Origin of the sequence: Streptomyces californicus, assembly GCF_000717645.1 — a bacterium.
In the GTDB taxonomy this organism is placed as follows: Bacteria; Actinomycetota; Actinomycetes; order Streptomycetales; family Streptomycetaceae; genus Streptomyces; species Streptomyces californicus.
Genome location: NZ_JNZZ01000011.1, coordinates 105476 through 127919 on the forward strand (window position 1 = coordinate 105476; position 22444 = coordinate 127919).

Consider the following 22444-nt stretch of genomic DNA (forward strand, 5'->3'; position numbering starts at 1 on the left):
GGGACGTGCGGAAACCCCCGGTACCGGAAAGGCCCGGGAGACGGATCGGCCCCGCGCGCAGTAACGTCCCGCCAGGCATACGCTCGGCATCTCACCGCACAGGGACACCAGGGGCATCATGGGCACCGTCAGTACCGTCGTCGGCGGCATATCGTTCTGGTACGCGCAGGAGGGCACCCCCGCCCCGCGCGAACCCCTCCCCGGCGACACGAGCGTCGACGTCTGCATCGTCGGCGGCGGCTACACCGGGCTCTGGACGGCGTACTACCTGAAGCAGGCCGCCCCCTTCCTCAACATCACCGTCCTGGAGGCCAAGTTCTGCGGCTACGGGGCCTCCGGCCGCAACGGCGGCTGGCTGTACAACGGCATCGCGGGCCGCGACCGGTACGCGAGGCTGCACGGCCACGAGGCCGCCGTACGGCTCCAGAAGGCGATGAACGAGACCGTCGGCGAGGTCGTCCGGGCCGCCGCCGCGGAGGGCATCGACGCCGACGTCCACCAGGGCGGCGTCCTGGAGGTGGCGCACACCCCGGCCCAGCTCGCCCGGCTCAAGGAGTTCCACAGCGCGGAGATCGCCTTCGGGGAGACCGACCGCGTTCTGCGCGGCGCCCGTGAGACGGCCGAGCGCGTCCACGTGACCGGGGCCGTCGGCTCCACCTGGACCCCGCACGGCGCCCGGCTGCACCCGGTCAAGCTGGTCAAGGGGCTCGCGGACGCGGTGGAGGCGCTCGGGGTGACCATCCACGAGGCGACGCCGGTCACCGAGATCAAGCCGAAGCACGCCGTCACCCCGTACGGAACGGTCCGCGCCCCGTACGTGCTGCGCTGCACCGAGGGGTTCACCGCGAGCCTCAAGGGCCAGAAGCGCACCTGGCTCCCGATGAACTCCTCCATGATCGTCACCGAGCCGCTGCCCGCCCGGATCTGGGACGCGATCGGCTGGGAGGGCCGCGAGACCCTGGGCGACATGGCGCACGCCTACTTCTACGCCCAGCGCACCGCCGACGACCGCATCGCGCTCGGCGGACGCGGCCACCCGTACCGCTTCGGCTCCGCCACCGACAACGACGGCCGCACCCGGGCATCCACCGTCGCCGCCCTGCGCGACCTGATGGTCCGGCTCTTCCCCGTCACGGCGGGCGTGCACGTGGACCACGCCTGGTCCGGCGTCCTCGGCGTCCCGCGCGACTGGTGCGCCACGGTCACGCTCGACCGCTCCACCGGCCTGGGCTGGGCGGGCGGTTACGTCGGCTCCGGCGTCGCCACCGCCAACCTCGCCGCCCGCACCCTGCGCGACCTGATCCAGCAGGACTCCGGCCAGGCGGGCCCCACCGACCTCACCGCGCTGCCGTGGGTGAACCACAAGGTCCGCCGCTGGGAGCCGGAACCGCTGCGCTGGCTGGGCGTCCACGGGATGTACGCGGCCTACCGCGCCGCCGACCGCCGCGAGACGACCTCGCCGCGCCCGGGGACGGACCCGGTCGCGAAGGCGGCGGACCGCATCGCGGGCCGCCACTGAGCCGCCGGTACGCGTACGCGGGCCGCCGCTGACCTCGTACGCGCGTATCGGACCGGATCTCGCAGACGCGCCGGCCCGCTCCGCTCTCAGTCGCGGGGCCAGGGCCGTCCGTCGAGGCGTTCGATGGAGAGGTTCAGGCGGCTGAGGGAGGCGGCGAGCTGCTCCGCCTCCTCCGGGGTCCAGTCGGCCATCACCTTCGCGAGGCCCGCCATGTTCCGGGACCGGTCGCTGTCGAGCCGGCGCGCGCCCTCCTCGGTGATCGCGAACTTGCGGGCGATCCCGCCGTCCGGGTCCGGGATGCGCTCGACGACCCCGGCCCGCTGCATCGCGGCGGTCTGCCGGTTGAGGGTCGAGGCGTCCAGACGGAACGCGTCGCCGAGCTGGCCGATGGACATGGGGCCCTCCGCCTGGATCCGGCTGAGCAGGATGTAGGCGGAGCGGTCGAGCTGCCAGTCCACGCGCGGGGTGACCATGTGCATGTACCGGCCGAGGAGCATGGTCTCGCGTTCGATCCGGTCGATGGGCTTGTCCACGCGCTCTTCCACTCCGCTGCCGTTCCTTCGCCGACCAGGCTTCTCACGATAGATGTGCACCATACATGCGATGTGCACTATGCACATTAAGTGTATGGTGCACAGTCGAACACCCCGACCGACGGACGACCGGCCCACGAGGGCCCGAGGGAGCAGTACCCGTGGAGAGTTCACCCCCCGCACCCCGCCCGGGAGGCGTGGTCGGCATCCTGGCCTTCGCCGGCATCGTGGCGGCGCTCACGCAGACCCTGGTGGTGCCGCTGATCGCGGAGCTGCCGAAGATGTTCGACACCTCGGCGTCGAACGCGTCCTGGGTGATCACCGCCACCCTGCTGGCCGCCGCCGTGGCCACGCCCGTCGCCGGGCGGCTCGGCGACATGCTCGGCAAGCGGCGCATGCTGCTGCTCTCGCTCGTCCCGCTGGTCCTCGGCTCGGTGGTCTGCGCCCTGTCCTCCGCCGTGGTGCCGATGATCGCCGGACGCGGCCTCCAGGGCCTCGGCATGGGCGTGGTCCCGCTCGGCATCAGCCTGCTGCGCGACGTGGTGCCCGCCGAGAAGCTCGGCCCGTCCATCGCGATCATGAGCGCGTCGATGGGCGTGGGCGGTGCGCTGGGCCTGCCGTTCGCCGCCGCAGTCGCCGAGAACACGAGCTGGCGCGTGCTGTTCTGGGTGGTCGCGGTGCTGGCCCTCGCGGTCGGCGCGCTGATCCTGGCGCTGGTGCCCGGGGACCGCCCGGCCGCCCGGTCCGGCTCGTTCGACCTGCTCGGGGCGGTCGGCCTCGGCGCCGCGCTGATCTGTCTGCTGCTCGCCGTCTCCAAGGGCGCCGACTGGGGCTGGTCCAGCGCCACCACGCTCTGCCTGTTCGCCGCCGTCGCCGTGCTGCTGCCGCTCTGGGGCCGCTGGGAGCTGCGGCGGAGCGACCCGCTGGTCGACCTGCGGGTCACCGTCCGCCCCCAGGTCCTGATGACGAACACGGCCTCGATCCTGGTCGGCTTCGCGATGTACGCGCAGTCCCTCGTCGTACCGCAGCTGCTCCAGCTCCCGGAGGCCACCGGGTACGGCCTGGGGCAGTCGATGCTCGCCATGGGCCTGTGGATGGCCCCGGCGGGGCTGATGATGATGGCGATGTCCCCGGTCGGCGCGAAGCTGTCCGCCGCCAAGGGCCCCAAGGTCACCCTCGCCGTGGGCAGCCTGCTCATCGCCGCCGGCTACGGCCTGTCCGTCCCGCTGATCGGCTCCGGTTCGCCGTGGAGCCTGCTGGTCGTCACCCTCGTCTGCAACTCGGGCGTCGGCTTCGCGTACGGGGCGATGCCCGCGCTGATCATGGGTGCGGTGCCGCAGTCCGAGACCGCGTCGGCGAACAGCTTCAACGCCCTGATGCGCTCGATCGGCACGTCGTTCGCGGCGGCCGTGATCGGGGTGGTCCTGGCCAACATGACCACGGACTTCGGCGGCTTCCCGCTGCCCTCCGAGGACGGCTTCCGGGCCGCGATGCTGATCGGATGCGGGGTGGGCCTGGCGGCGGCGGTGGTCGCCGCCCTCATCCCCGTACGCCCGGCGACCGGGCTGCCCGGACCGGCCGCCACGTCCGATCCGGCGGTCGCGTCCGACCGGGCCGTCGGGGTGGCGAAGGCGTCCCGCACCACGATCTGAGGGCCCTGCCGTCCGGGGCGGGCCGGGGTCGGGCCCGGCCCGCTCCGGCCCGGACACGTCCCGGCCCGGGGCGGGATCACCCCGCCCCGGGCCGATCGGCGTACGACGCCCGTACGGGCCGCTCAGCGGGCCAGTCGCAGCAGCCGCCGCGAGCGTGCCGTGGCGACCAGTTCCTCGACCGTCGCGAGCTTCACCCGGGGGCGGCCCGTGGCCTGCCCCCGCTCCCGTTCGGCCCGTTCGATCGCGGCCAGGCCCCGGGCGTCCACGACGCGGCGGTTGCGCTGCCGGGCCAGCCGGCGGAACGCCTTCGCGTCGCCCTTCGGGGCGGGCAGCGCCCCGGCGACCGCGTCGGCCAGGAGCGTGCCGACCGTCTCGGCGGCGCAGGTGCGGTTGGCGCCGATCCCGCCGGAGGGCCCCCGCTTGATCCAGCCGACCACGTAGCTGCCGGGCATCCCGGCGATCCGGCCGCCCTCGTGCGGGACGGTCCCCCTCGCCTCGTCGAACGGCAGCCCGGGAACCGGGAGGCCCCGGTAGCCGATGGCCCGCAGCAGCAGTCCGGCGCGCAGGTCCGCCGTACCGTCGCCGCCACCGCCGTCCGTCACGCGTACGGAACGCACCCGGCCGCCCGTCTCCACGCCGCCGGCGCTGTCGGCGCTGTCGGTGCTGCCCGTCGCGTCGCCGCTCAGGACCTCCACCGCCTCGGAGTGGAAGCGCAGCACGATGCGGCGGCCCGTGCCCGCGAGCGGCTCGGCGTCCGTCCGCACCCGGGCGAGTCCCCGCAGGTCGCCGGCCCGGTCGCCCGGACCCGCCGCGTCGATCGCCGCCCCCGTCCGGGGATCATGGTCGTCCACCACCAGCTCCACGCCCGGCAGATGCTTCAGCGCGAGGAGTTCGGACCGGGTGTACGCCGCGTCCCCGGGGCCCCGCCGGCCCAGCACCACGACCTCCCGCACCCGGCTCGTCCGCAGCGCCTCCAGCGCGTGGGCGGCGATGTCGGTGGCGGCCAGCGCCTCCGGGTCGGCGACCAGGATGCGGGCGACGTCGAGGGCGACATTGCCGTTGCCCACGACGACGACCCGCTCGGCGGTGAGGTCCACGCCCTGCGCGACGGCCTCCGGATGGGCGTTGTACCAGGCGACGAACGCCGTGGCCGACAGGCAGCCGGGCGACTCCTCCCCCGGCACCCCGAGCCGCTTGTCCGCCGACGCCCCGACCGCGTAGACCACCGCGTCGTGGTGGGCGGACAGCTCCTCGGCGGTGACGTCCCGGCCCACCTCGATGCCCAGGTGCATCCGGACCCGGGGGTGGGAGTGGAAGCGGGAGAAGGTGTCGCCGACCTTCTTCGTCGCGGGGTGGTCGGGGGCCACCCCGTACCGGACCAGGCCGCCCGCCACCGGCAGCCGGTCGATCAGGGTCACCTCGGCGGCGGTGTGCAGCAGCAGGTCCTGCGCCGCGTACATCCCGGCCGGGCCGGTGCCGACGACGGCCACCCGCAGCGGCCCGAAGTCCGACGGCAGGCTCCGCTCGAAGACCGGCTCGCCCCAGACGTGGAAGTTCGGCCCCTCGACCTCGTCCCCGGCGGCCGGGCGGTCGTCCCCGGCGTAGTAGGCGGCGTTGATCTCCGCGTACGCGCGCTGCCCGCCGGTCAGCGCGTCCACCGGGAAGATCGCGTCCACCGGGCAGGCGTCCGCGCAGGCCCCGCAGTCGATGCACGCGCGGGGGTCGATGTGCAGCATCTCCGTGGAGCCGAAGGCGCGTTCCTCCGGCGTCGGGTGGATGCAGTTGACCGGGCACACCGCCACACAGGTGGCGTCGTTGCAGCAGGTCTGGGTGATGGCGTAGGTCATGGCCCCGGCTCAGATCAGGTTCGCGCGCTTGTAGAACGCGAGGGCGGGCTTGGTGAGCAGACGGGCGGAGGCCAGGAAGTCCATCAGCCCCGAACAGCTCGACCGCATCATCGACTTGTGGTGCTCGTTGGCCTTCGCGGCGGCCAGCGCGCGCTTCCGGTCGAGCCCGGCCCGCCGGTAGACCTTCGGGTTCACCATGCTCGTCACGATGAAGTACGAGGCGACGGCGACGACGAACGCGTTGATCTGCCGCCGCGCCCAGCCCGCCCCCTCCAGCCGCTTGAGGGTCTCGTCCCGGGCGAACTTCATGTGCCGGGACTCCTCCACCACGTGGATGTTGTTGATGGTGCGGACGAACGGCACGACCCGCTCGTCGCGCATCCAGTCCCGCTGCATCACGTCGAGCACTTCCTCGGCGACCAGGATCGCCGCGTACGCCGCCTCGCCGAACGCCAGCGTCTTGAACGCCCGGCCCAGCTCCATCACCGCGCGCCGGGGGCGGTAGTGGGGCGCGCCGAGCTTCTGCGCGCCGCGCGCGAACATGATCGAGTGGCGGCACTCCTCGGCTATCTCGGTGAGCGCCCACTGGAACTCCGCGCCCGCCGGGTTCTTCATGTAGATGTCCCGCAGCACCATCTGCTGGAGGATCATCTCGAACCAGATGCCCGTGCTGGCGACCGACGCCGCCTCCTGCCGGGTCAGCTCCTTGCGCTGCGCCTCGGTCAGTTCGCCCCAGTACGCGGTCCCGTAGAGGCTGCACCACTCGGGGCTCGCGCCGTGGAAGTCCTTGTCCAGCGGGGTGTCCCAGTCGACCTCGGTGGCCGGGTCGTACGCCAGCTGCGCGGCCGAGCCGAGCAGCCGCCGTGCGACGTCGTCGCCCTCCGGGCTCTCCTGGACCTTCGACGGAACGGTGCTGCCGGCCATGCTGCGGCTCCTTGGGTCGTGTGCGGTGATCCTCGGTCGTGACGAGTGCGTACGTCGGCGGACCCGTGGGAACGGGGGCCGTACGGGATCACTGGAGCCTGGGGCGACGGCCCGCACCGCCACCCGCCCATGCCGGAGTCGACACCGGCCGGGGCCCCACCCGCTTGTTAGACGCAAGGTATAACAAGGACCCCGGCCCGGCCTACCCCCTGGTAGAAATCGAGCCGGATACGCACCGCATCTCCTCGGCGCACAAGGGAAGTTCACCTCACCGGTCACTCCGGTCCCAGGGCTCACGCCCCGGTTCCGGCTCAGCGCACAGGCCCCCGGCAGGCCCGTCCGACGACCGCCGCCGTCAGCCCGTCGAGCTGCTCGCGGAGCTGGGCGACCCGCCGCAGCGCCTCCGCGTCGTCGGCGGACGGCAGCCGCCGGACGAGGTCGTGGGCCTGCTCCCGCACCCGCCGGGCCAGCTCGGTGACCGCGTCGGCCGAGGGGGCGGGCGGCGCGGGCCGGCGGGCGGGGGTGCGCGCGGAGGACGGCACCGGGGGCCGGACGGCGGTACGCACAGTCGGCGCGACGGGCGCTCCGGCGGAAGCGCGTGCGGCGGACGGCCCGGCGGAGGCGCGCGCGGCAGACGCTCCGGCCGAGGCGCGTGCGGCGGGTGTTCCCGCCGCCGTACGCGCGGTGGGCGCTTCCGCCGAGGCGCGTACGGAAGGCGCTCCCGCCGCAGTGCGTGCGGCGGGCCTCGGACCCGGCGCCCCGGGGGGTCTCGGAGCGCCGGGCACGAGGGGTCTCATGCCGGGCGGCACGGGGGGCCGTCCGGCGGGCATCACGGGAGGGCGCGCGGCGGGAGCCGCGAGCGGCCGCACACCGGGCATCGCGAGCGGCCTCGCACCGGGCATCGCGGGCGCCCGCTGACCGGGCATCGCAGGGGGCCGCGCGGGCGGCGCCACGCCCGTCGCTCCGGACGGTACGGCCGGCAGCACCGCGGGCCCCCCGCACAGGCGGATGCGGTGGGCGTCCTGGCGGCACTCCTCCCCACAGAATCTGCGGGGGGCCTCACCGGCCGGGGCGGCGGCCAGCCCGCGCCCGCAGGACTCGCAGGCGCGGCGCGCGGGGGCGCGACCCTCCGTCGGGGCCGTCACGAGTAGCGCCTGTCGCGCTCGCCCGCACCGGACGTCTCCGCGACGAGGGCCGCGCGGGTGGCGGGGCCGTACACGCCCGCCTCCTCCTCCACGCCCCGTATCCACTGGAACCGGTGCACGGCATCGGCCAGATCGTCGTCGAACACCCCGTCGTACGCGCCGTGGAAGACGCGCACCTGGTCCAGCCGCCGCTGCAGATCGGCCACCTCGGGCCCGGTGCTGCCGACCGACAGGGTGCGCGGGGCCGCCGGCTCGCGGGCCGGCGGCTCGGGCGGCGGGGTGGGGGTCGGGGAGGCCGAGGGCTCGCGGGCGGCCTCGCCCGGTGTGGCGCTCGGGGTCTGCGAGGGGGTGGCCGACGGCGTCGTCGTCGGGGTGGGCGTCGCGGAGGCGGACACGGACGCGGACGCGGACGCGGTGGGCGTCGGGACGGGGGCGGGGGCCACGGAGCTCTCGATGGCGGGCAGGGTGGCCGGGGCCTTCGGGAGAGGGCCGTCGAGGGTGACGAGCCGGTCGGCGTCCCGGGGGCCGACGAGCCCGTACAGGACGGCGGCCGAGGCGGCGCACGCCGCGACGGCGCAGACGGCGATCCAGGTGAGGGTGCGGCGGCGGGCACGGCGGCGGGCGTCCTGCGGGCCGGTGACAGGGGGCCGCGACGGCACGAGGCCCAGGTCCGGTACGGGCGCGTGCTCGGGCTCGGGTTCGGGCAGGTACGGGTGGGGCGCGGCGGGGCGCTCCGGCGCGGCGAGCCGGGCGGGCCGGGCGGGCCGGGCCGGCGGGGCTGGCCTGGCCGACGGGGCGGGCCTGGCCGACGGGGCGGGCCTGGCCGACGGGGCGGGCCTGGCCGGCGGCTCCTCGAAGAGGCTGAGCACCTCCTGGTCGACGGTGTCCGCGTTGCCGTCCGGCGCGGCGAGGTAGCCGAACACGGGGCTCGCCTCGTAGCAGACGGCGCCCTTCGGCGCGCCCGCCTCCCCTTCCGGGCCGGTCCGCGAGTGCTGCCGGGAAGTCATGGTCCTGTGGCCTCCGTTGTCGTGGTCGTCACGCATCGGGTGCGTCGCGGGGGCGGGGGACGGCACGGACGGAGCGACGGCGCCGCACCCACACGGGCGGGTGCGGCGCCGACGAACCGGACCGGGCGGGGAGGTGTGCCGGCACCTCCCCGCCCGGGCGGCCGTTCACCCGGTCGGGCGCGTTACGCGCTGCGGCGGCGGCGCGCCATGAAGGCGATGGCTCCACCGGCGGCGAGCACCAGGGCGGCGGCGACGCCGATCATCATCGTCGAGCCCGCACCGGTGGTGGCGAGGTCGCCCTCCTTCTTGGGCTCCCCGGGGGTCTGCGACGGCTCGGCGGACGGCTCCGACGGCTCGGCGGACGGGGTCTCCTCGCCGGGCTCGGACGGGGTGCCGGGTTCCTCGGGCGTCCCGGGCGTCTCCGGCTCCTCCGGGGTGCCGGGCTCCTCCGGGGTGCTGGGCGTCGGGGTCGGCGTGGACGGGACCTCCGGCTTCTCCGGCTCGCCCGGCTCACCCGGCTCGCAGGAGAACGGCGGCGTGCCGTTCCAGGGGTAGTTGTGGCTCTCGTTGCCCGAGCCGCGCGTGGTCAGATCCCCACCGACGTACAGGCGGCCATTGGTGCTCGCGGTGATGTCCGCGGAGGCCGCGGGGGCGAGAACGGAGCCCATGAAGTTGCCGCCGCTGCCCAGGGTCAGCGACGCCGAGTCCTCGAAGTTGTAAAGAATTCGTGAAGCAGCTTCACCGAATTTCGACGAACTGTAGACGTCGACCCGGTCGCCGTTGAAGCCGACCGCCATCGGGGAAATCTTGACGCCCTGGGAGCCGGTGACATTGACGACGACGGACGAATCGCCCGGTATGGACTCGAAGGTGAACGTCGAGACGTCGTTGATGTCGGCGGCGGAGATCTCGAAGACCTGGAGCCCGCCCTGGCCGGAGCCCTTGAAGGTGACCGAGCCGCCCTGCTTCTCGGTCTTCCCGGTGGCCTTGAGCGCGCCGAGGCTCGCCGACTCCTTCTTGATGGTGGCGCCGAAGCCGGCGTTCGGCTTCAGGGCGGCCTCCTTGCCGAGCCCGTCGGGGCTCTGGCCGCCGTTCGTCTCCAGCTGGCCCTTCACGTCGAGCTTGCCGCCCACGCGGACCGAACCGCCGTACTTCGGGCCGGAGGTGAGGCCGTGTCCGACATCGAGGGTGACACCCTTGTCGACCGACAGGTCCCCGCCGACGGCGAGCATCACGTCGCCGGACTTGGGGATGATCCCCGATCCCATGCCGACCCGGCCGACGTTGAAGACCCCGCCGCTCTTGGCGAACGTGGCGTTCCCGCCGACCACGAGCAGCCCCTCGGCCTCGGCCGAGCCGCCCTTGGCGGTGTAGTCGCCGCCGGCGAAGAGGGCGATGCCGCTGTCCGTGAACGTCGGATTGTGGCCGAGCACGGGCATTTCCCCGGGGGCGGGGCAGGAATCAGACCTGCCCGATTTCCCGTCGGCGAATGCGGGGCCCGCCGAAACAATGGTTCCGGCACCGATGAGACCGAGCGAAAGAGCCAATGCGGCCGTTATGCCGGTACTTTTGAATGTAAGTTCTCGCTTGCGCACACCGAGGACACTAGCAGCGCAGGACACGCGCACAAAGGCTTCGACAACCCTCCCGGAAGCGCCCATTGCGAGGAATTGCTAACGCTATCTCAGCGCTTGGTTAAGGGAGTTATAAGACGTCAGGGGAAAGCGCCTTCCCCCGTTGACGCGACGGGCATCGGAGCCGGTCCGCACGCCGCCCGCCGCCCGCGCGGACCACCCCCTCGCGCGCCCTCCGGGAGGCGGGTTTAACACGGTCGAGTCCAGATCGTTACGGACGGGACCGGGCGGTCCCACGCCCCGCCGCGAGCCCGCTCACTCGCCCTCGATCTCCACCAGCGGCGGATGCTCGTGCCAGCTGCAGAAGACGCTGATCTCGCGGTCCCCGTTGGTGAACATCACCCTGATCCAGAGGTCGTGCTTCCAGACCTGCATCCGCCAGCCGGCGTTCGGCGCCGCCGAGACCAACTCCGCGTAGTCGCGCTTCATGTCGAAGGTGACCCGGCCGCCGTCGACGGCGTACCCCTTGACCTCGCCGGTCGTCCCGGTGGACCGGCCGCCCGAACCGCCGCCCGCCTGGGAGGGTTCTCCCGAGGGGGTGGCGGCGGTGCGGGTCGGCGTCGGGTCCGCCGAGGCGCTGGGCGTGGGGTCCGGCGAGGGCTCGTCGTCCGGTTCGCCGTCCCCGGGCGCCGGCGTCGGCCGGGCCGTCGCCTTCCCCGCGTCCGACCGGCGGGTGGGGTCCGGCCCGGAGTCCTCCCGCCGCTTCTCCTCCACCTGCGTGTCCGTCAGGGCGATCGGGGACGGCGACGGATACGCGGTGGCCGCCATCACCGTATGCACGCCCCACCACGACAACGTGCCCGCCGCGGCCGTGGACAGCATCCAGGCAATTCCCTGCTTCAGTTGTCGTCGCATCCTGATCCATGATCGCCGGGGGTCCTTCTCCGAAGGTCCTGTCACGAAGGTCCTGCAAATCGATTCATTGAATAGCGTACGGTTCGCTCCATGGCTAGTGTGCTCCTGGTCGAGGACGACCACTTCGTACGCGCTGCCCTCATTAGGCACCTCACCGACGCCTCCCACAGCGTGCGGAGTGTGGGCACCGCACTGGAGGCGCTGCGTGAGATCTCCCAACTTCATTTCGATGTGGTGATACTCGACCTGGGACTGCCGGACCTCGACGGCGGCAAGGCCCTGAAGATGCTGCGCGGCATAGCCGACGTTCCCGTGATCATCGCGACCGCCCGGGACGACGAGGCGGGCATCATCCGCCTGCTCAACGACGGTGCCGACGACTACCTGACCAAGCCGTTCTCGGCCGAGCACCTCACCGCCCGCATCGCCGCCGTCCTCCGGCGCTCCGGCGGGGGCGGACGTGGGGGCGCGGGCGGCCGGGGGCACGCCGTCGTACCGATGCCCGAGGTGATCAGCGTCGGCGGGATATCCGTCGATCCGACGCGCCGGGCCGCCTCCCTCGACGGCGTCGAGCTCGACCTCACGCGCCGCGAGTTCGACCTGCTGGCCTACCTCGCCGAACGCCCCGGCCGGGTCGTCTCCCGCAAGGACCTGCTGGCCCAGGTCTGGAACCAGCCCTACGGGGCCGACAAAACCGTGGACGTCCATCTCTCCTGGCTGCGCCGGAAGCTGGGCGAGTCCGCCGCCCGTCCCCGCTACCTGCACACCTACCGGGGCGTCGGCGTGAAACTGGAACCCCCGCAGTGAGATGGGCCCTGATCAAGGTCTGCCTCGCCGTCACCGGCATGGTGGTCCTGGCCTTCGCGGTGCCGCTCGCCCTGGTCGTCAAGGAGATGGCGTCGGACCGGGCGTTCTCCCAGGCCGAGCGGCAGGCCAACGCGCTCGGCCCGACGCTCTCCATCACCTCCGACCGCGAGCAGTTGCTCCAGGCCGTCCTGTCCACCGAGGCGGGCGCGGACGGGCGCATGGCCGTCCACCTCCCCGCCACCGAGGACCGCGCGGAGCTGGAGATGGGCCAGGTCCGGGCCGACCACGAGGCGGTGGAGATCGCCCGGGAGCTCAAGCACGCCGGGGTCATCGACGTGCCCGGCGGCTCGGCGTTCCTCCAGCCCTTCGCCCTCGGCTCCGGGAAGATCTGCATCGTCGAGGTCTTCGTACCGGAGTCGGAGGTCGGCCGCGGGGTCGCCTTCGCCTGGCTCGTCCTGGCCGGGGTCGGCCTCGCCCTGGTCACCGGCTCGGTGCTGGTCGCGGACCGCCTCGGCATCCGGATGACCCAGCCGGCCGAGCGCCTGGCCGGAGCGGCGCAGCAGCTCGGCCGGGGCAGCCTGGACGTCCGGGTCCCCGAGGAGGGACCCGGCGAACTGCGGCGGGCCGCCGAGGCGTTCAACGCCATGGCCGGCCAGGTGGTCGAACTCCTCGCCAACGAACGGGAACTGGCCGCCGACCTCTCGCACCGCCTCCGCACCCCGCTGACCGTGCTGCGGCTCAACGCGGCCTCCCTCGGGGAGGGCACCGCCGCCGAGCAGACCCGCTCCGCCGTCGCCCACCTGGAGCGCGAGGTGGACACCATCATCCGGGCCGCCCGCGAGTCCAGGCCGAGGGCGGGCGGACCGCTCCTGAGCGGCGGGTGCGACGCGTCGGAGGTCATCCGCGAGCGCATGAACTTCTGGGCGGCGCTCGGCGAGGACGAGGGGCGGGCCATCGACGTCGCGGGGGCCGAGGAGCCGGTCTTCGTCCCGGTGCCGCGGGCCGACATGGCGGCCGCGCTCGACGCGTTGCTGGGCAACATCTTCCAGCACACCCCGGAGGGGACCGCGTTCTCGCTCGACATGCACCGCAGCCAGGACGCGGTGCTCATCCTCGTCTCCGACGCCGGACCGGGGATCGCGGACCCCGAGGCCGCGCTGACCCGGGGCAACGACGGCGAGCGGGACGGTTCGACGGGCCTCGGTCTGGACATCGTGCGGCAGATGGCGGAGGCCACCGGCGGCGACGTCCGCGTGGGCAGCTCCGTGTACGGCGGGGCGGAGATCCGGGTGTGGATCCAGCTCAACGGCGCCCCCGGCGAGCAGACCCGCCGCCGCGACCGCCGCTCACCCCGCCGCCGGGGCCGGCCGGGCGTCACGTCGGGCTGAGGAGGAACCACGCGAGAGCCCGTACGCAGATCGGCGTACGGGCTCTCCTGTGCGCGGCTCGGGTGCGCGTTCTCACGTACGGGCTCCCGCCTGCGGGTTCCCGTTCACGGACCCCGCGTACGGGTGTCCGTGTGCGGACCCCCGCGTACGGGTTCCCTGTACGGCTCCTTCGCGTACGGGTTCCGTTCACGGGTTTCCCCGTACGGCGTTCCGCGTACGGGGTTCCGCGTACGGGGTTCCGCTCGCGGCCCTCCCCGCGCTCGGGCGGACCGGCCGGGCGCCCCGGTGGCGACGGGGACGGGTCAGGACGCCCGGCCGGAACCCTCCGCGGTGGGCCACAACACGACGCGCGCTCCGAGCGGTTCGGCCACCGTGCCTCCGGCGTGGCCCGGGGCATGACCCGAACCGCGACCGTGGTTGTGCCGTCCCCCGAGCGCCCGCGCGGACATCCGCGTGAGCACGGGTACGGCCGTGGGGGCGGGGTCGAAGCCGATACCGGTCTCCGCCCCGGCCACCGTGACCGCGCCCGGCCCGGCGCCGGCCGCGACGCCCGTACCGAGCCCGGTGCCCGTGCCGGCCGCGGCCGTCGGCTCCATCCAGGCCGCCGACCCCGTGCCCGCCACCGTCGAGATCGCCACGCCCACCGGCGTACGCCCCTCCTGGTCGGCCTCGGACGACGCGTGCCGGGCGCGACGGCGCCGTCGGCCCGACGGCTGTCCCACGACGGCGGCCGAGGGGGCGTCCGCGTGGGGCAGCCCCTCCGCCGTGCCGGCCGCGGAACGGACCGGCAGCTCGACCACGTACACCCCGCCGCCCGTACCGGGCGCCTCGAACCACTGCACGGCCCCGCCGTGGACGCCCACGACGCCGGAGACGATCGACTGGTGGACCGGGTCGCCACCGGCGTACGGCCCCCGCACCTCGATGCGGACGGTCTCGCCGTTCCGCGTCACCGCGACCGTGGTCAGGGCCTCCTCCTCCGCGTCCGCCGGCACGTGGCCCTCCGGAAGGGCCACGTCGGTGAGGAGGTGGGAGAGGGCCACGGCGAGCCGCTCCGGGTCCGCCTCCACCTGAACGGCGGGGCTGCGCAGGGCGAACCGCGCGCGCTCGGGTCCCAGCAGTTCCGTGGACCGGCGTACGCCCTCGCGGACGATGCCCGCGAGGTCCACCGGCTGCCGCCGCAGCTCCACCACTCCGGCGGCGAGCCGCTGGTGGTCCAGCAGGTCGTCCAGGACGGCGGCCATGCGCGTGTATCCGGTGGCGAGCCGGTTCAGCAGCCGCCCCGCCTCCGGCCACAGCTGACCGGCGTTGTCGGCGGCCAGCGTCATGAGTTCGGAGCGCAGCTCCTCCAGGTGCCCGCGCCGGGCGCCGTCCACGGCGGCGGTCAGGCTCCGGTGGCGCTCGGCCAGGCCCTCGTACCGCTGTTCGTGGCGGCGCAGTTCGGCCCCGTGGCGCTGGGCCTGCGCGGTGAGTTCGGAGGCGTGCCGGTGCGCGAGCCGCTGCTCGGGGCCCCGGTCGCGGAAGGTGAGGACGGCGCCGGCCACCCGGTCGCCCTCGCGGACCGGTGCGACGGTCATGTCGACGAGCAGCCGGGAGCCCTCCCGGTCCCACAGGGTCTGCCCCCGGACGCTGTTGGTACGGCCGGTCCGCAGGGTGTCGGCGAGGGGCGACTCCTCGTACGGGAACGGCTCGCCGTCCGCCCGTGAGTGCAGGACGAGCGAGTGCAGCTCCTGGCCGCCCAGTTCGCTCGCCCGGTGGCCGAGCATGCGGGCGGCGGCCGGGTTGACCAGCACGATCCGGCCGTCTGCGTCCGTGCCGACGATGCCCTCGGCCACCGCCCGCAGCACGGCCTTCGTCTGCCGCCGGGCCTCGGCGAGTTCGGCCTCGGCGTCCAGGCCGCCGGTGAGGTCCCGGACGACGAGCATGAGGAGGTGGCCCCCGGCGCTCCGCCCGTAGGTGCCGGAGGCCGTCGTACCCGCGTCCGGTACGGCGGTGACGGAGACCTCCGCGTGGAACGTGGAGCCGTCGGTGCGGCGGGCGCTCATCCGCCGGGCCCCGGCCCGCATCCACGCGCCGGTCCCGTCGGGGGTCGGGGCGGGGCGGTTGGCGGGGCCGGGGGCCTGCCGCCAGTCGAACTCCGGGAGCAGATCGAGGAGTCCGCGCCCGACGACGGACGTCCCGGGGGTCTCGAAGAGGGCCAGGGCCATGGTGTTGGCGTTGACGACCGTGCCGTTGTCGTCGACGAGCACGAGGCCGTCGGGCAGCGCGTCGAGGACGGCGGCGGGACGACCGATAGCTGGCTGGGACGGGTTGTTCACGACGGCGCTCCCTGTCACGGGCTTCTCTCGCGTGGGCGCTGGGCACCCAGCCGGACGGCCAACTCAACGTAGACCCGTCACACCCCTCCACCACCCCGGACGGGGCTCGGGAGCCGATCTTTAGGAGTGCCTTAACGAGGACCTGTGCCTGCGCTCAGATACCCGCCCGGGCGGGGGCCGTTCGCGCCGTGCGCCATGCGCCGTGCGTTCGCGCGGTGTGCCGTGCGCCATGCGTTCGCGCCGGGCCGGATGTCCGGGCGGGGTCCGGGGGACGGCGGGGTCCCCGGGGCGGCTGGGTCCCGGGGGCGGCGGCAGGGGCCCCCGGGAACGGCGGCAGCGGCCCGCGCTCGGAGTGAGCGCGGGCCGCTGCCGCATCCGCCGGCCCCCGGGGCCACCGGGTCACCGGGCTGCCGGGCCACCGGGTCACCGGTTCACCGAGGGTCCTGGGCGAACTTCGCGGTGGCCCAGAAGTAGCCGAGCACCACGAGCCCGACGCTCCAGCCCAGGGCCAGCCACCCGTTGTGGCCGATCTCGCTGCCGAGCAGCAGCCCGCGCAGCGTCTCGATGGCCGGGGTGAAGGGCTGGTACTCGGCGATCGGCCGGAACCAGCCCGGCATCGTCTCCACCGGGATGAACGCGCTGGAGAGCATCGGGAGCAGGATCATCGGCAGCGCGTTGTTGCTGGCCGCCTCCGCGTTCGGGCTGATCAGCCCCATGCCCACGGCGATCCAGGTGAGCGCGGCGGAGAAGAGCACCAGCAGCCCGAAGGCGGCCAGCCACTCCAGGGGCGTGGCGTCCACCGACCGGAAACCGATGGCCACGGCGACCGCGCCGACCAGGACCACGCTCAGCACGCTCTGCAGCACGCTGCCGACGACGTGCCCGACGAGCACGGAACCGCGGTGGATCGCCATGGTGCGGAACCGGGCGATGATGCCCTCGGTCATGTCGTTGGAGACGGAGACCGCCGTCCCGATCACCGTGGAGCCGATGGTGAGCATCAGCAGGCCCGGGACGATGTAGGCGATGTACGTGGCGCGGTCGGCCCCCTCGCCCCCGATGCCCGCGCTCATCACGTCGCCGAAGATGTAGACGAAAAGCAGCAGGAGCATGACAGGCGTGAGGAGCAGGTTCAGCGTGAGGGACGGGTAGCGCCGGGCGTGCAGCAGGTTGCGGCGCAGCATCGTGGACGAGTCGCGGACCGCGAGGGAGAGGGTGCTCATCGGACAGCCTCCTTCGGCTGGTGGGTCGAGGCGGGCACGGGGGCGCCGGTGAGGGCGAAGAAGACGTCGTCGAGGTCGGGGGTGTGCACGGTCAGCTCGTCGGCCTCGACGCCGGCCGCGTCGAGCCGGTCGAGGACGGAGCGCAGGTCGCGCTGGCTGCCGTCGCTGGGGATCTGGAGCGCCAGCGCCTCGTCGTCCCCGGCGCCGCCGCGCAGGGCGGAGGCGGCGGACCGGTAGGCGGCCGGGTCGGTGAACCGCAGCCGGACGTGTCCGCCGGGCACGATCCGCTTCAGCTCCTCGGCGCTGCCCTCGGCCGCGATCCGCCCGCCGTTGAGGACGGCGATGCGGTCGGCCAGCTCGTCGGCCTCCTCCAGGTACTGGGTGGTGAGGAAGACGGTGACGCCGTCGGCCACCAGCTCGCGGACGATCCCCCACATGGTGTGGCGCGAACGCGGGTCGAGACCCGTGGTCGGCTCGTCGAGGAAGATGATCCGCGGGCCGCCGACCAGCGTCATGGCGATGTCGAGGCGGCGCTTCATGCCGCCGGAGTAGCCGGAGGCGGGCTTCTTCGCCGCCTCCACGAGGTCGAACCGCTCCAGCAGTTCGGCGGCGACCCGCCGCCCCTCCCGCTTGGACAGGTGGTGCAGGTCGGCCATGAGCAGCATGTTCTCCTCGCCGGTGATCAGCCCGTCGACGGCGGAGAACTGCCCGGTGACGCCGATCGCGGCCCGTACGGCGTGCGGTTCGGCGGCCAGGTCGTGACCGGCGACGCGCAGCTCGCCGGCGTCGGCGGTGATGAGGGTGGAGAGGATCTTGACGGCGGTGGTCTTGCCCGCGCCGTTGGGGCCGAGCAGGGCGAAGACGGTGCCCTGCGGCACCGACAGGTCGATGCCGTCCAGGACGACCTTGTCGCCGTAGGACTTGCGCAGCCCGGTGGCGGTGATCGCCGGCGGCGCGGCCTGGGCGGCGCGCGGCGCGGGGGGCGGGGTGACAGTCATGCTGAGTCCCTTTCACGAGCGGTGGGGCCGGGCTCCCCGGGAGGCGGGGCGGGTGACGGACCGGCCCGGAGGCATGGGTGGTCAGCGGGCCGGCCCGAGGGCGTACGAGACGGTCGGGCCGGTCCGCGGAGGCGGTGCGGGAAGAGAAGGGGGTCCGGGAGGAGAGGGAGCCCGGAGGGGCGGTGCGGGACGAGACGGGGCGCGGAGGCTTCGCGCGGGAAGAGTCGGGGTGCGGGTAGAGAGGAGGTGCGGGTCAGGCGCGGCGGATGAGGATGTCGCCGGCCCCCGTCCGGGCGTGCACCTCGGCGGTCTCGTCGGAGTCCTCGGGGCCGGCGGCGGCGCCGAGGTTGTTGCGTACGGTGCCGTACTTGGGCTCCAGGTCGAGCCAGGCCGCCGTGCCCCGGCGGATGCCGACCTCGATGTCTCCGACGGAGGTACGGAGCGCGATCCGGCCGCGGACCACGTCGCCGACGCGGATGCGCCCGTTGGAGGAGGTGGCCTCCACCCCGGCGAGGGCGGTGCCGATCTCGATCCGGCCGTTGGCGGACTTGGCGACGGCGTTGCCGCCGGCGGTGCCCACGGAGATGTCGCCGTTGGCCGCGTTGGCCTTCAGCTCGCCGCCGACCTCGTCGATCCCGGTCGTGCCGTTGCCGTTCTTGACGACGGCCGCTCCGGCGACCGCGCCGATCTCGACCCGGCCGGAACCGGTGATCTCGGCGTCCCCGGTGGAACGGTCCAGCCGGATGTCGCCGTGGTCGGTGGTGAGTTCGGCGCGGGCCGCCTCGTCCACCCGGACGTCGCCCAGCGAGGTCTTGAGCCGCACCTCCCCGAGGGGGCCCTCGCAGATGAGGTTGCCCAGGGCGGTGGTGCCGCGCACATCGGAACCGGCGGGCAGTTCGATGCTCACCACGATGGAGCCCGGCCTGCCGAACAGGGACCGTTTCTTCGGGGTTCTGACGGTGAGGCGTCCGCCCGAGCAGGAGACCTCGGTCTGCTGCACGGCGCGTACGTCCTCCTTGTCGGCCCCGTTGGCCGGCAGCACCTCCACGATCGTGTCGAGGCGCTTGCCGGCGGTGATGCGGGCGGTGCCGGCGTCCAGCTCGACGACGGCGGAGATGGGTGCGGGGGTGTCGAAAGAAGGCATGGTCGTCCCGTCCTCGTGACTCGGTGTGCTGAAGAAGTGGTCCGGCCGCCGCTCCGGCGGCCGCTGTGCGTGACGTCGGCGGACCGGACGGTCCACCGGTGATGGCGGTACGGAGGGGGCTCCGGGCCCCCGGGTTCCAGGGCCTGTCTGACCAGTCCCGTCGTCGCCCGTAGGGCGGCCGCGCGGCGTCAGGTGCGTGCTCTCGGCGTGCCGCGGCTCCCGGCCCTCGTACAGGACGTACTCGGGTCTGCGGCCGGTGCGGCGAGAGTGCGTGCATGGCGTCGTGAGGCAGACGGGAATGGTCAGACAGGCCCTAGCGGACCCAGCCGGTGAAACCGCCGGAGCTCTTGCCCCGGCCCGACGCGTTCGGCCGCTCACCGCCGTCGAGGGCGAGGGAGACCGCCCATACGAGCCAGGCGTTGACCGACAGGCCCTCGGCGGCCGCCGCCCCCTCGGCCCGGCCCTTGAGGTGGGCCGGGAGGCGGAGGTTGATCCGCACCATGGTCCCGTCGTCGGCGTCCCCGGCCGGGGGCGCCGCCACGACGGGGGCCGCGGCGAGCTCCCGCACCTCGGCCACCGGCTCCGGCGCGGGCGGCGGCGTCACCACGAACTCGGGGTCGAGTCCGCGCAGCCGCACGTCCACCGAACCGGGGGCCAACTCCCGGGTGACGTCTCCCATCGCGGCGGAGAGCACGTTGAGCAGGGTCAGCCGGGCGGCGGACTCCAGCGGAACGCTGAGCCGCTCGGCCAGGGCGCGGGCTTCGTCTCCGCTGGCATCCGCGGCGGCGGCGAGTTCCCGCCGGAGGTTGTCGACGTAGGGGGTGAGGTCCATGGCTCAACTATGGCACACGAATGGCACCACGTCGAGCCACATTGGCGCACCTTTTCTGAAAACGCCCCTGAGCTGGTCCTTCTTCGCCTAATCTCTCATCGCGCCACCAGAATCACCACCGTGGCACCCCCCAGTGGCATCACAGGAGAGCCACCTGGCACCACTTGGCATCAGCGCATCCCATCTGGCACCACCCCGACACCACCGAACCACGGCCCGAGCGACGGCCCGCCTTCACCAGCGCACCGCCACGCCAGACCCCGGCCCACCCGGCAACCACCGCACCACGGCCCGAACGACGGCCCGCCGTGGCACGCGCCCGGCCACACCGGACCCCGGCCCAACACCACCAAACCACAGCTCGTGCAACGGCCCACCCCGCCCCGCCGTCACCCGCGCACCGCCGCCCGGACCACGGCCCACGCCGCCCCCGCGTGGCGCGCGCGCCACCGCCGTACACGCGATGTACAGACGGAGAACGCCCAGCCGGGCCCCCGGCACGCCGCACCACCCCACCCCCCGGAGCCCCCGATGCCTCCCGCGCCCCCGCCGCAGAGCCCTCCGCCGGCCTACCAGGCCCTCTGCTCCCACACCCACCTGTTCCCCGGAGCCCGCTGCCGCCTCCAGGGCCTGCCCCACCCGGAGGCGTTCGCCGCGGACCCGGAGCCGGTCGACGTCCACCTGCGCTTCTCCGACGGCACGGCCGCCCCCGCCGACCTCCGCACGGACCCGGCCACCCTCACCGTGGCCGCCCACACCACGGCGGCCGGCACCCCGCTCGACGAAAGCGCCTGGTTCGTCAAGGGAGTCACGCTCGACCGGGACGAGGTGGAGATGACCATCGGCGCCCGCGCCCCGTCGCCTCCGCCCGCCGCGGCCGGATAGGACGCCGGACGCACCGAGATCCCGCCCGGGACGAAAGCCCGAGCGGGACGGACGAGAACACGACGAGGAACGAGGAACGAGGCACGAAGCCCAGCACCACCACCTACTCGCCTACTCGGCTACTCGGCTACTCGACCCAGCGGCCGCCGTCCCGGCGGTGCTCCTGGGGCGGTCCGCCCCTGCCCGTCCGCTGCTCCTTGGGCTGTTTCGCGGCCTCGGGGACCTGGCCGTGGAAGTACACGAGCTTCCCCTGCCCACGTGCCCCCAGACCGTGGTGCCCCTTCGCCGGTTGCTTCTTTCCCATGAGCCGGCCTCCTCGCGTGGATCGCGTCCAGGACGCGTCCGGCGGATCAGGATCGGACCCGGTCAGGATCCGCTGAACGCGCCCCGGGGTCATGGCGTACGGAATACGACGGTCCCCTCACGGTACTGCGGGCCCGGTGGCGCGGCGACCGGCGGACGTTCGCGCTGCGACACGGGGCAATCGGTGTGATGCTCGCAAAGTGCATATCTCTGAACTGACTCCCCGTATCCGTGCAGAGCTGGGCAAGCCGCGGCCCTACCCGGCGATCACGCTGGTCATGCCGACCGACCCGGACTTCCGGTTCAACGACAAGGACCGCATCCTCCTGCGCGACCTGGTGACGGAGGCCAAGCGCCGGCTGGCCGACGATCCCGGTGTGGAGCGGGAGGCGCGGCTGGAACTGAGGGACCGCCTGCTGGACCCCGACGTGATCGAGCGGGCGGACGAGACGTCACCGGGCGGCGACGCCATGGTGGTATACGTGGCGGTGGGCGAGCCGGTGCAGGTGTGGCGCGTGGCGTCACCGCGCGAGGTCCGGCCCCGGGTGGAGTTCGCCGAGGAGTTCCTCGTCCGCTACCTGGTCGACGCCGAGCAGCGGTCCCAGCCGTACCTGGTACTCGTCCTGGACCAGGAGATGTGCCGGCTCCACCGCGGCTCCGTACGCAGGCTGACCGAGGTGACCGAGCACGGCTTCCCCGCCGCGCCGCAGATCCCCTCGCCCGAGGACGCCGTCCCGGGGCCGATCCCGAACGCCGCCCCGTACCGGGGGCACGAGGAGCGGGTGGAGCAGTACCTGAAGGCGGTCGACGGACACCTCGGCGACTACCTCGACGCGCACGGCCCGCTGCCGCTGTTCGTCATCGGGGGTACGAAGATCCTCCCCGCGTTCGAGGGCCTCACCGCCCACGGCGGAGCGGTCTCCGGGACGCTCACGCTCGCCGGCATGGACACCGCGTCCCCGCAGGACCTGGCCGAGCGCCTCGGTCCCACCCTCGACGACTTCCACGCCCGGCAGGCCGCCGACGCGGTGGCCGAACTCGGGGAGGCGCGCGGACAGGAGAAGGTCGCGGAGGGCCCGGAACAGGTGTGGACCGCCATCGCGGACCGCCGGGTGCGGCGGCTGGTGCTGGAGGAGTCGCTGGTGCTGGCCGGCCGGATCACCGGCGAGGGCCGCGACCTGAAGATCGTCCAGCTCCCCGAACCGGTGACCCTCCCGAACCCGGCCCCGGACGTCGAACCGCCCCCGGCCGACGTCGCCACCGACATCGTGGAACGGCTGGTGGACGGCGCGGTGGCGGGCGAGGCGGAGGTGCTGTTCGTCCCCGACGACACCCTCCCCGACTCCGGAGGCGTGGCGGCCCTGCTGCGGTACTGACACGCACGCACACCGACAGAAGCCCGGCCCGGATCTGATCCGGGCCGGGCTTCT

General features: G+C 73.9%; 19 protein-coding genes. 6 read left to right on the forward strand and 13 right to left on the reverse strand.

From position 1 onward, the window contains the following. Positions 1–118: 118 nt before the first annotated feature. Positions 119–1519: an NAD(P)/FAD-dependent oxidoreductase gene (locus IF19_RS0116240; RefSeq protein WP_030114625.1), complete on the forward strand. Its 1401-nt coding sequence runs from the start codon at positions 119–121 to the stop codon at positions 1517–1519. Positions 1520–1605: 86 nt separating this feature from the next. On the opposite strand, the gene IF19_RS0116245 is transcribed toward IF19_RS0116240, so the two are convergent. Continuing rightward, positions 1606–2052 carry a MarR family winged helix-turn-helix transcriptional regulator gene (locus tag IF19_RS0116245; RefSeq protein WP_030114626.1) on the reverse strand — a complete coding sequence of 149 codons (447 nt, stop codon included), beginning with the start codon at positions 2050–2052 and terminating at the stop codon, positions 1606–1608. A 161-nt stretch (positions 2053–2213) separates the two neighbouring features. On the opposite strand from IF19_RS0116245, the gene IF19_RS0116250 reads away from it, so the two are divergent. Next, positions 2214–3704, forward strand: coding sequence for an MFS transporter (locus IF19_RS0116250; protein ID WP_030114627.1), 1491 nt, complete (start codon positions 2214–2216; stop codon positions 3702–3704). Positions 3705–3826: 122 nt separating this feature from the next. Here the strand turns inward: IF19_RS0116250 and IF19_RS0116255 are convergent, their stop codons facing one another. From IF19_RS0116255 to IF19_RS0116280, 6 genes are all read right to left on the reverse strand, one after another. Then, positions 3827–5551: an FAD-dependent oxidoreductase gene (locus IF19_RS0116255; protein ID WP_030277140.1), complete on the reverse strand. Its 1725-nt coding sequence runs from the start codon at positions 5549–5551 to the stop codon at positions 3827–3829. A 9-nt stretch (positions 5552–5560) separates the two neighbouring features. Then, positions 5561–6475, reverse strand: coding sequence for an AurF N-oxygenase family protein (locus IF19_RS0116260; RefSeq protein WP_030114629.1), 915 nt, complete (start codon positions 6473–6475; stop codon positions 5561–5563). 311 nt (positions 6476–6786) lie between these two features. Beyond that, entirely contained in the window at positions 6787–7017 is a 231-nt protein-coding gene (locus IF19_RS0116265) for a hypothetical protein (RefSeq protein ID WP_030331705.1), read from the reverse strand. A gap of 599 nt (positions 7018–7616) precedes the next feature. Further along, positions 7617–8627: a peptidoglycan-binding domain-containing protein gene (locus IF19_RS1000000135420; protein WP_050493810.1), complete on the reverse strand. Its 1011-nt coding sequence runs from the start codon at positions 8625–8627 to the stop codon at positions 7617–7619. A gap of 182 nt (positions 8628–8809) precedes the next feature. Continuing rightward, a complete protein-coding gene (locus tag IF19_RS0116275; protein ID WP_199807290.1) occupies positions 8810–10060 on the reverse strand; it encodes a choice-of-anchor A family protein in 1251 nt (416 codons plus the stop codon). A 456-nt stretch (positions 10061–10516) separates the two neighbouring features. Continuing rightward, entirely contained in the window at positions 10517–11116 is a 600-nt protein-coding gene (locus tag IF19_RS0116280; RefSeq protein ID WP_030118955.1) for a hypothetical protein, read from the reverse strand. A gap of 90 nt (positions 11117–11206) precedes the next feature. Here IF19_RS0116280 and IF19_RS0116285 point away from each other — a divergent pair, with 90 nt between their 5' ends. Further along, entirely contained in the window at positions 11207–11923 is a 717-nt protein-coding gene (locus IF19_RS0116285; RefSeq protein WP_030118956.1) for a response regulator transcription factor, read from the forward strand. Further along, positions 11920–13311: a HAMP domain-containing sensor histidine kinase gene (locus tag IF19_RS0116290; protein WP_030120672.1), complete on the forward strand. Its 1392-nt coding sequence runs from the start codon at positions 11920–11922 to the stop codon at positions 13309–13311. Before IF19_RS0116285 ends, IF19_RS0116290 begins: the two co-directional genes overlap by 4 nt. A gap of 302 nt (positions 13312–13613) precedes the next feature. Here the strand turns inward: IF19_RS0116290 and IF19_RS01000000134790 are convergent, their stop codons facing one another. From IF19_RS01000000134790 to IF19_RS0116315, 5 genes are all read right to left on the reverse strand, one after another. Beyond that, positions 13614–15629, reverse strand: coding sequence for a PAS domain-containing protein (locus IF19_RS01000000134790; protein ID WP_050493812.1), 2016 nt, complete (start codon positions 15627–15629; stop codon positions 13614–13616). A gap of 431 nt (positions 15630–16060) precedes the next feature. Further along, entirely contained in the window at positions 16061–16852 is a 792-nt protein-coding gene (locus IF19_RS0116300) for an ABC transporter permease (protein WP_030118963.1), read from the reverse strand. Continuing rightward, a complete protein-coding gene (locus tag IF19_RS0116305) occupies positions 16849–17850 on the reverse strand; it encodes an ATP-binding cassette domain-containing protein (RefSeq protein WP_030118964.1) in 1002 nt (333 codons plus the stop codon). Before IF19_RS0116305 ends, IF19_RS0116300 begins: the two co-directional genes overlap by 4 nt. Before the next feature lie 253 nt (positions 17851–18103). Further along, the gene (locus tag IF19_RS0116310) at positions 18104–18994 is read right to left on the reverse strand and encodes a DUF4097 family beta strand repeat-containing protein (protein WP_030118965.1); all 891 of its coding nucleotides are present in this window, start codon (positions 18992–18994) and stop codon (positions 18104–18106) included. A 313-nt stretch (positions 18995–19307) separates the two neighbouring features. Next, complete coding sequence (locus IF19_RS0116315; RefSeq protein WP_030118966.1) at positions 19308–19826, reverse strand: hypothetical protein; 519 nt, start codon at positions 19824–19826, stop codon at positions 19308–19310. A 531-nt stretch (positions 19827–20357) separates the two neighbouring features. Here IF19_RS0116315 and IF19_RS0116320 point away from each other — a divergent pair. Beyond that, on the forward strand, positions 20358–20711 hold the full coding sequence (locus IF19_RS0116320) for a hypothetical protein (protein ID WP_030118967.1): 354 nt from the start codon (positions 20358–20360) through the stop codon (positions 20709–20711). A 127-nt stretch (positions 20712–20838) separates the two neighbouring features. On the opposite strand, the gene IF19_RS1000000137675 is transcribed toward IF19_RS0116320, so the two are convergent. Continuing rightward, the gene (locus tag IF19_RS1000000137675) at positions 20839–21015 is read right to left on the reverse strand and encodes a hypothetical protein (protein WP_156095458.1); all 177 of its coding nucleotides are present in this window, start codon (positions 21013–21015) and stop codon (positions 20839–20841) included. Between the two features lie 199 nt (positions 21016–21214). Between IF19_RS1000000137675 and IF19_RS0116330 the strand changes: the two genes are divergently transcribed. Beyond that, positions 21215–22390, forward strand: a complete 1176-nt coding sequence (locus IF19_RS0116330; protein WP_030118968.1) for a baeRF3 domain-containing protein — start codon at positions 21215–21217, stop codon at positions 22388–22390. The last annotated feature ends 54 nt before the right edge of the window (positions 22391–22444 follow it).